We start from the raw sequence: 1,553 nt of genomic DNA on the forward strand, positions 1-1,553 counted from the left end.
CTTTCCACTTTGGTAATCACATTATTAACCTGTTCAGTCAATTTATTCTGAACATTCGTGATAGAACTTCCAACACCGGCAAGTGCATCCGCTACATCAGGATATTCTTTGTTTTCTGTTTCGCCATCATCCTTAACGGACTTAACAGTAAATTTAGGAGCGGTCCACGCGCCATTTTCATATTTAGCGCCACCACCTAAATACTTGGCTATATTCGTGGCTACAGTTGTAACATTTTGATTTGTAGTAAACAACTGAGAACCATTGACTGCTTCCGTCGACTCTTCCGAAAGCATTCCAGCGCCCACACCTGAAATGGTCCGAGGGTCGCTTTTAGGGCCGCTAAAATCAAGATCAAATCGTTCCCATAGATCCTTACCAATAGTGATAACTTTTGTCTCATCATTTTTCTTAAGAAGAATACTGCCTCTTACTTCATTAATTTCAGTATTTGTTGCCAAAAGTTGGGAACCATTGACCGCTTCGGTCGATTCTGCTGTGAGTGCGCCATTTTGAATGCCTGTTATCTTCTTACTACCAGCGTCAATACCACCCGTTGTTATTTTCGGTCCACCAGAAATCACTAAGCCCGTTGCATCTAAGGTACTGTTTCCTGCAGTTACTTTATTGACTGCAATATCCTTAGCTAGATCAAATTTTATATTATTATTATCTTTGCCTTTGCTAATTTGAAGATTTGTACTTCCAGCGGAAAAATCTACCGCGCTGTCCATGATAACGGTCTTACCATCCTTACCCCCAACAGATAGTTTCCAACCACCATTTCTTACGACACTTTCTAAGTCTTTTAACTGTACAACATTTACTGCATCGGCAGGATCACTACCAGCTGCTACACCTGTAATCTGCCGCGTCATGCCCGTACTTTTATTACCAACACTAACGGCACCCTGCGTACTTTTCCATTGCGTCTCAGTGTTGTGTGCAGGACCCTGCAACAAAGAAGTGTACCCTGAAACACCTGCAGCCCTATCAGCTATAGCATCACTTCCTATAGCAACACCGGCCCACTTTTCCGCTCTTGCCCTATCACCAATAACGGTGGTAGCAGGAGCGGAGGTTTGCGAACTGTTGCCGATATTAATAACAGCTTCATAATTGTCGCGTCCTGACTGTACCTGTATGTTGTTACCAATAGCAATAATCCCCACGCCATGCGCATTCGGACTGTTTCCTATTTTTATATCATTATTAGTTGCATATGTACTCACTCTCCTTGCTAAACTATTAACGCCAGACAGCAAAATATCATCACTATTATCTCCCTCAACAGGCAGCATCCCCCCTTTTTTAACAAATGTTTTTGGCAATTTTCGCACAGCAATATTATCCGCACTCATGCTTTTATCGTTAACCGCTATTCTTGTAAGCTGTAGCGCTTTCTTATCATCAACATTTCCAACTCGCGCAGAACGGCTACCTTCTGTCAAAACATTTACGATAGGACTCTTATCACTCTTACCAGAAAGGGTTTTGGTTAAAAAATTTGCGTAATCATCAGAATCATTCAAACCAGCAACAGAGAGAAGGCT

General features: G+C 42.0%; 1 pseudogene. It reads right to left on the reverse strand.

Annotated features, from left to right (window positions below):
- A pseudogene (locus tag ACFILO_RS09345) lies at nt 1–1,553 on the reverse strand (hypothetical protein); the annotation flags it as partial.

The sequence above is a fragment of the Bartonella sp. AP72JLCBS genome (genome assembly GCF_042195705.1).
Classification (GTDB): domain Bacteria; phylum Pseudomonadota; class Alphaproteobacteria; order Rhizobiales; family Rhizobiaceae; genus Bartonella.